Annotated in this window: 3 protein-coding genes and 2 pseudogenes; 3 read left to right on the forward strand and 2 right to left on the reverse strand. The window is 72.2% G+C overall.

Annotated features, from left to right (window positions below; genetic code table 11):
• Positions 1-49 precede the first annotated feature (49 nt).
• Together BCD49_RS42950 and BCD49_RS45670 are read left to right on the forward strand one after the other, a co-directional pair.
• Positions 50-259, forward strand: coding sequence for a tyrosine-type recombinase/integrase (locus tag BCD49_RS42950; RefSeq protein WP_007507673.1), 210 nt, complete (start codon positions 50-52; stop codon positions 257-259).
• A 350-nt stretch (positions 260-609) separates the two neighbouring features.
• A complete protein-coding gene (locus BCD49_RS45670) occupies positions 610-5,472 on the forward strand; it encodes a toll/interleukin-1 receptor domain-containing protein (RefSeq protein WP_071042503.1) in 4,863 nt (1,620 codons plus the stop codon).
• Between the two features lie 79 nt (positions 5,473-5,551).
• Here the strand turns inward: BCD49_RS45670 and BCD49_RS38825 are convergent.
• A pseudogene (locus BCD49_RS38825) lies at positions 5,552-6,139 on the reverse strand (DUF4158 domain-containing protein); the annotation flags it as partial.
• Between the two features lie 75 nt (positions 6,140-6,214).
• On the opposite strand from BCD49_RS38825, the pseudogene BCD49_RS45675 reads away from it, so the two are divergent.
• Positions 6,215-6,403, forward strand: a pseudogene (locus BCD49_RS45675) (WD40 repeat domain-containing protein); the annotation flags it as partial.
• 455 nt (positions 6,404-6,858) lie between these two features.
• On the opposite strand, the gene BCD49_RS45680 reads toward BCD49_RS45675, so the two are convergent.
• Positions 6,859-7,990 (reverse strand): hypothetical protein (locus BCD49_RS45680; protein ID WP_158072990.1); only part of this gene is annotated, 1,132 nt, incomplete at its 5' end.

The following is a 7,990-nucleotide window of genomic DNA, read 5'->3' on the forward strand; positions in this document are numbered from 1 at the left end:
TGACCGTGACTACCAGCCCTGACGAATAGCTACCAGTCGATCTTCTCCCATGGCGCTACTCAACACCCCTGGAACATTGCTGCCTACCGGTTTCAACGCCGGCGTGCCAGTCGAGACGATCCGCAAACGGCTCGGCCACGCCGACATCCGCTCCACCCTGATCTACGCGCACAAGACCGACCAGGCCGCCGACGCCGACATCCGTGCCTGGCGCCGACGCCGCACCAGCTCAAGGACCACCACACAGAACCGATCATGAACGCGGCGTAGCCTCCCACGGTTTGTCCCGGTCTCCGTATTCATAGATTGGGAGTGTCGCGGCGGGCGAGCGAACACGATCACGTCGTTGTTCCGCCGCACGGCGGGCGTACGCGCTGGGCGTCGACTGGCGCCAGATCCGGCGGATGCTTGGCCACACGCTGAACCCGTTTCCCTGGATGGGCCTCACCCGCCTCACCCGCGTCGACGGCGGCCGCGCGGCTGAGCCGCCGGTCCGGCCGCCAGCGCTCGTTGACGTGGCACGCTAAGGACATGGCGTCGGGGGAGCCTTCGGGACAGGTCGCCCCGGCGCGCGACAGCGTCGGCGCGCGACCCCGATGGGATTTTTTCGTGTCCTACGCCGGCACTGACCAGGCGTGGGCGGAATGGATCGCCTGGCAGCTGGAGGAGTCCGGATACGACGTCCTGCTCCAAGCGTGGGACGCCATGCCCGGTTCCCACTGGACGACCCGGATGGACGAGGGCATCGAACGGTCCAGGCGCACACTGGCCGTCGTCTCCCAGGCCTATCTCGACTCGGTCTACGGACGGCGGGAGCGGCTAGCGGCATTCGAACGCGACCCGGACGGCACGGAACGCACTCTTGTCCCGGTCCGGGTCGAGGACTGCCGCCTGACGGGCGTCCTGCGTGGAATGGCGACCGTGGACCTTTTCGGTCTGCCCGCGGCGGAGGCCAGGTCCCGTCTGCGGGAGTGGATCGGCGCCACGCTGACGGGCCGCGCGAAGCCGGCCGCCGAGCCGGGCCTGCCCCACTCCGCCGGCTCGCCGCGCTTCCCCKGGCAGTCGGCGTCGGTGCCGGCCGCCGTCTTCTCGACCGGGGAGTTCACCCGGCTGACCGACGTCTACCAGCGCACCGGCGAGTTTCACCGCGCGCTCGACCTCGACCGGTTCGTCGGTCGCGACTGGCTCGTCGCCGAGGTCGACCGTTTCCTCAGCGACAACGAGAATGGCTACCTCGTGCTGGAGGCGGCCGCCGGGTTGGGCAAGTCGGCGTTCTGCGCCCAACTGGTCCGCGACCGCAGATACCTGTCGCACGTCGTCGGCATCCCGGGCGGCGACCGACCGGAGGCCGCGCTGCGCAACCTGTCCGCGCGGCTGATCGTGTCCCTGGGGCTCCTCGACGCGGCACCCGGCGGGGTCCTGCCGCCGTCGGCCGGGCGTCCCGACGTCTTCGCCGACCTGCTCGCCGAGGCCGCCGAGACCCGGGACCGGCTGCGGCCGGGCGAGCCGATCGTGCTGGTCGTCGACGGCCTCGACGAGGCGAGGACCGAACCCGACCAGGTTCCCCTCGGGCTGCCCGCCATCCTTCCCGACGGCGTGTACGTCATCGCGTCCCGCCGGCCCGGGACGGCGTTCCTGCCGGTGCACCCGCCGCCGCGGGTCGTGCTGATGGAGGCCGCGGCGCCCGACAATCTCGCCGACGTCGCCGCCTACCTGCACCGGGTGCTCGCCGAGGAGCCCCTGGCGGCCCGGCTGCGCGCGCACGGCCTGACGGTCCCCGAGGTCGCCGACCGGCTCTCGACCGCCTGCGGCGGAGTCTGGGTCTACCTGCGCTACGTCCTGGACGAGATAGCCAGCCAGGCCCGTCGGCCCGACGACCTCGACTCCCTGCCCGCCTCGCTGTGGCTCTACTACGCCCAGCGGGTGCGGCGTTCCCGTGGCCGCGACGGGGCGCGGTGGTCGGCGGTGGAGGGGCCGCTGCTCGCCACGCTCGCCGTCGCCGCCGAACCGGTCGACTTCCCGCTGCTGTGCGCCCTGGCCGGGGTCGAGCCAGACGAACGGTGGCGGACGGTGTTGGAAGAGGACTGGCGGCCGTTCCTCCTCGCGGCAGGGGACGACCCCGACACCACGACCACCGACGACGCCGACCCCGATGCCGCCGACAACGACGACCTAGACCTAGACACGGAACCCCGCTGGTCGCTGTACCACGCGAGCATGCGCGAGTTCCTGCGTGGCGAGCTGCCCCCGGGCATCAGCCGGAGCATGACCGCCGAACGTTCCCTGGTCAGGGATCTTCGCCGCGCGGCCAGGAGCCGGCACGGCGCGATCGGGCAGCGCTATCTCGACGCCTGGGGCGGCCTCGCGGCGGGCCTGCCTGGCCTCGACGAGCGGGTCCCGACGGACGCCGACGGCCGGTACGGCCTGCGCCACCTTGTTCACCATCTGCTGGAAGCCGGTCGCGAGGCCGACGCGCACGCCCTGCTGTCGCGCGAACGGGCCGTCGGGCCCTCGCCTGTGGCGCCGACTGATCTGGGCATGCCGGCAGGGTCGGCGGGATCACCGGCCCGACCCGGGGCGGCGCCCCGCGTCGTCAACGTGTGGTTCACAGCCCGTCAGCGCGTCGGCGACACCGGGGGCTACGCGCGCGACCTGGACACGGCGACGCGGGCCGCGCTGCGCTCCTGCCGCCGGGACGTGGACGCGGGCCGCCCGCCCGCGGACCTGCCCCACGTCGTCGGTTACCTGCTCATGGCGACATCGATCAACAGCCTCGCCCGGAGGGTGCCCCCCGCCCTCGTCGGGGCCCTGCTCGACAAGGGCGTCTGGACGTTCGACGAGGCGCTGGTCTACGCCCGCCGCGTCGCGCACGCGGGCCAGCGCACCGAGACGCTGATCGTCATCGCGCGCGCCGCGACCGCCGCCTCGCCACGAACCGGTCAGGCCGACGGGCCGCGCCCGACCGCGCTGTGGCTGGAGGCCCTGGCCGCGGCCCGGTCGATCCCCGCGACGTACCGAAGGTGGCTGACCCGCCTGCTCCCGCCCATCGCGGCCGCGGTGCCCGACGAGGCGCTGGAGCTGGCGCTGAGCGAGTCGCCCGAGCCCCAGGGGGAGGTGCTCGCCGCCCTCGCGCCGGTGCTGCCGGCCACCTCCCTGCGGCGGGCCGTCGACATCGCCGCCGGTCTCACCGACGACGGGCCCCGGCTGACGGCGCTGGCCGCGCTGCTCACGCGCCTGCCGCCCGACGAGGCGCTGGAGCGGGCCCAGCTCGAGCCTGAAGGCCACGCGCCGGGCCGGCTGCGCGCCGCCGTTCTCGCGATCCTCCCGGAGCCGGCCCGGACGGCGACCGTCCGGGAGGCGCTCGCCGTCTGGGAGAGCGCGTCCGACCCGCTTGAAGCGATCCGGACCGCGCTGCTCATCGCCCCGCACCTCGCGGAGTCCGAACGCGAGCGCCTGCTGGGCAGGGCACTCGAACTCGGCCCCGCCGCGCCGCGCCCCGAGGCGGCCCTGTCGCTGCTCGCGCCCCACCTGCCGGGCGTCGTCCACGCCGAGATCGCGGCGCAACCGGCGCGCTGGCCCGCCGTCGTCGCGGCACTCGCCCCACACCTGCCCGCCCCGCACGGGCGCGAGCTGGCCGAGGCCCTCGTCGCCGAACGGCCGGAGGTGCTCGCCGACGCCGCCGGCCGCGAGCTCGCTCCCCTGCTGACCAGCACCACCGTCGCGGCCCAGCTCGGCGCGGCCCGTCTCGGTGCCTACGACGCCGTGCTCACGGCGCTCGCCCCCCATCTGCCAGCCGCCGCTATCCCCGGCGCGCTCGCCGCGGTCGACGAGCTGAGCACCCAGGAGGAACGCGCCCGCGCCCTCGCCGCGCTCGCTCCCCGCCTCGACGCGCGGGGGTGCCAGCGGGCGCTGGCCATCGCGATGTCCATCGGGGACGCCCCGTGGCGCGTCCTCACCGCGGCCGCGCTCGCTCCCTGGCTGGACGACGCCGGGCAGGCCCGAGTCGCCGTGGCCGCGCGGGACGCGCTGCCACGGGTGTCCGCGGCACGCTGCCCACCGCTGATCCCGGTCCTGCTGCACGGTTTCCTCCATAGCGCCCGGCCCCACTCCGCCCTGCTGCTCGGCGCCGCGGCGCTCGGGTTCTCTCCGCCGACGCGGGACGGCCTCCTCGACGACGCCGTGCGCGTCGCCCTCGACAGCGCGCCGGCCGTGCCGGACGCGAGTGAGCGATCGGGCGGGCTGGCCCCGCCCGACCTCACCGAGGCGGTCGGCGGTGTCGCCGAGACGCTCGGCTGTCTGTTCCCGTACCTGCCGGAGGCCGCGCGGCAACGGTGCTGGAGCTGGCTGTCCGATCTGCGCGACCTGGGCACCTGGTGGCGCTTCCACACCTCGCTGCCCGGGATGCCGCGTAGCGAGGAGTACGAGCTCCTGCTCGAGTCGGAGGGCCAGATGTTGTGGTGGGACCGCCGTGCCCGCCTGGGGCTGCCCGCATCGATGCCGGCCATCGCGCGGGCCGGGATGGCCTCGCTGGTGGAGTGGACCACCGCGGGCGGACGCGACAGGGTACTGCTCGCCTGCGGCCCGCATCTTCCTGAGGATCTTCTCGAGGAGGTCATCGCCGCGGGCGAGCGGCTCGTCGGGGAGAGTCCCCGCGAGGTCAGCGCCGCGCTGGTTCGCCTCGCTCCCCGCCTGTCCGGGGACCTCGCGTCGCGGGCGGTCGCCGTCGCGGAACGCATCCCGAAGGACGATCGCTTCTCGCCCACCTATCCGCGCTCCGCCGCGCTGTGCGCGCTTGCGCCGCGCCTCGACCCGGCCGACGCGCGGGCGACCATCGAAACGATCACTCTCGACTACTACCGGGCGCTGGCTCGGCTTCGACTCGCGGCGGCCCTGCCCGCCAGCTCCGACGCCCGGACCGACGCGCTGACCGACGGGGTGCGGGCGGTGGCGAACATGCCTGCTCCCCTCTATCGCGCGCGGCTGCTCCTCGATGCCGCGAACACGCTGCCCGAGCTGCGCGGCCCAGCTCTGGTCACCGCCGTCCGGGAGGCCGAAGCCGAGGCCGCGGCCGCGGCCGAGGCGGACTCCCGGCGCACCCGGGTCGGCATCCTGCTGGGACCGGACCGGCTCACGCGGGTCAGCGTCCTCCTGGGGTTGGCGCCGCTGCTCGAGCCGCCGGCCGCCACGGCGGCGATCACCCGCGCGCTGCGGCTGGCCCTGGCGATCCGCGAGGTCAACGAGGAGTGGCGTTCGTTCGGTGTGCTCCTGGTGGCGGACGCCACCGAAGGCCTGGCGCCCGCCGCAGCGTTCGAGATCCTCGAATCCGTGATGGAGGACCTCTCCACCACCATCCGGGAACACCTGCTGACCCATCTGCGCTATCTGGCGCCGCTCCTCGGCGCCCTCGGCGGGACCGGCGCCGCTGGCGCCACGCTCGACGCGATCKACAGCGTCGCCCGCTGGTGGCCGTGACCGCGCCGTAGCGGGTCAGTCTGGCGTTGCGGTCCTGGATCGTCCGGACAGGCCGGTGACGTCAGCGCCTTGTCGAGGAGGCGTCGTCCGCCCGCCGAGCGGCGTTCGCCACCGTGGTATGCAACCTCTTGTCCGCGACCGAGCGCACCGCGGCGACCTGCTTGGCCAGCACCGACACACCCGGCAGCAGCACCCGGTGGCGTCACAGCCAGCCCACCGCCTGGTTGAACAGGGCGACCGGCCCCTCTGCGTGCGTCCACGCCCGCCCATGCAGGAACGAACGGAACTTCCGGCCCCACTCCGCGTCCTCGAACGGGTGGTAGCCGTAGGCGTCCCGGATCTCCCATGCATGGTCGTACACCGTCCGCCGGCGCTCGGTGTACCGCGTCACGCACGACGCATCGTCGATCCCCAGCTGAGCGGCCAGGTGCTCAACCACCGACGAGGGCACGTCCAACGGATCGTCCAGCAGAAACCGGCCCACATAGCGGACGGTGCACATCTGCACCGCGAAGCCGAGCTGGTGATGCCGCGTCCGCCGCAGCGCGATCAGGTCCCGGTCCACGTCGTCCAGGAAGAAGAACCGCTCCATCTCCGGACGGGTAGGCACCTCCGTGAACTTCCCGTACCCCTCGGCCTGCTCATCAGTTAAGAACTCAACCGGCACGCGGCGCAGGGTAGCCGGAGGCCTGACTCCGGATCAGCAAGCCATCTGTTGAACCCCGCGCGGGAGGCGTACACGGTGATCCGGAGACCGGACGGCCTGCTTGCCGCCGGCGGCAGCGACGGCACCGTGCGGATCTGGGATCTCAGCGACCCGGCCGCGGTCCGTCCACTCGGCACCCCCCTCACCGGCCACACCGGTGGGGTCAACTCGGTGGCGTTCGGACCGGACGGCCTGCTGGCTACCGGCGGCAGCGACGGCACCGTACGGCTCTGGGACGTCAGCGTGCTCCAAGACCTGCGGAACGCCGCTGTCCTGGTGGCGTGCCAACGCGCCGGCCGGGGCCTGGACGAGCGGGAATGGATTCGCTACCTGGCCAGCGAGCCGTACCGAAACACCTGCCCGGCAAGCGCTAGGTGGCCTGGCGCAGCGGTCGGTGCTGTCGATAGACGGTCGTCTGGCAAACTCCGCGGCCAGGACCACGGGTCGTACACACCGACGATGCACAACTCGATCATGCCTGAGCGACCAACTCGATCATCGTCTCCAGCGAACGCAACGGCGCCCTGGTCACGGACTAACAACGGGCCCCTCGTCCTCGCCGCGTCCGGCGAGCGGCTTGACGAGAGCGATCTCGACGTGGTGGCTGCCGCGGAGGGTGTGCCTGCGTTCCACGCGGGCCCGCAGCGCGGAGACATCTCCGCGCTGGTTCAGGCTTTGACCTACCGCCGTGGGTTCGGCGTGTCCGTGGTGTTCTCCTGGGCAGGAGGCTGGTTGGGAACGTCGTCGGCCAGGATGGCGATAACCCGCTGCAGGGCATCGCCGTTCAGAGAGGGAACGGCCGTTTCGTGGAGTTTTCTGAGCCGGATCGCATTTGCCCGGCACTGTAACGGGGTGGCGGTTGCTGCGGCGGCTCTGGCGAGGGTTGTGGCTTGGTCGGTGTTGCCAGTAGCGAGTGTCAGTACGGTGAGGAGGAACAGCCCTGTTCCGGGTAGCCGGGCGATGTTCGAGTTTGCTTGGAGCAGCAAAGCGAGTTGGTTGAGGTGGCCTGTTTCGATGGCATCGAGGGCGTGGTCGGCGGCGGCGGAGGGGTCCGTGACGATCGTGAACACGTCCTGGTTCTGTAGTCGGGTACTCAGTAGCAGGATCGCCAGGTGCTGGCGGGCGACGGGCTCGTCCGACTGCGCGAGAAGGTGCGTGACCTCATTGGTGATGAGTCGGTCGCGGTGGTCGGCGAGGTACTTGAAGGACTCGTTCCAAGTGTCTTTGCCGATCCAGGTGCTGACGGTCTGGAGGGTGTCGTGTTGGGCGCGCTGGTCGGCGAGTACGGCGGATAGGCCCTGGTCGTCGGCGGCGGTGAGCAGGGCCCTCAGCTCGTCGATGACAGATCTGTCGGGGTAGAGGAAGTCGAGGATGTCGAGGGTCTGAGGCAGGGTTGGCCGTGGGAACGGTGCGCCGTAGGTGGTGATGGCTGCTTCCCGCTGATCCCAGTCGGTGGCGGCTTGCCACGCGTTGACCAGATCTATATCGGTGTCTGGGAGGGGGCTGATCGCCCAGGAGGGCAGGTTGGCCGGAGCGTCGGGGAGCTGCTGTGCAGCGGCTCTGACCGTTGTCCGGGCTCGGGTGACGAGGTAGGGCGGCTGGTCTGCTGGGTCGGTCTCGACGTCGACGGCCGCCTGCCGCAGGAGGTCCAGGGCCTTGCGGTGGTCGCCTTGGCTGATCGCGCAGGCGGCGAAATGGCCCCGGAGTTCTCCTTGGGCCAGGGGATTGGTCAGCTTGGTGATGGCCGTCTCCCACAGGTTTTGTCCCGCCAGGGCTTCGGAGGCGCCAGCTGCGCACAGGTCGGAGATGCAT

This window comes from Pseudofrankia sp. EUN1h (assembly GCF_001854645.1).
Classification (GTDB): Bacteria; Actinomycetota; Actinomycetes; order Frankiales; family Frankiaceae; genus Pseudofrankia; species Pseudofrankia saprophytica.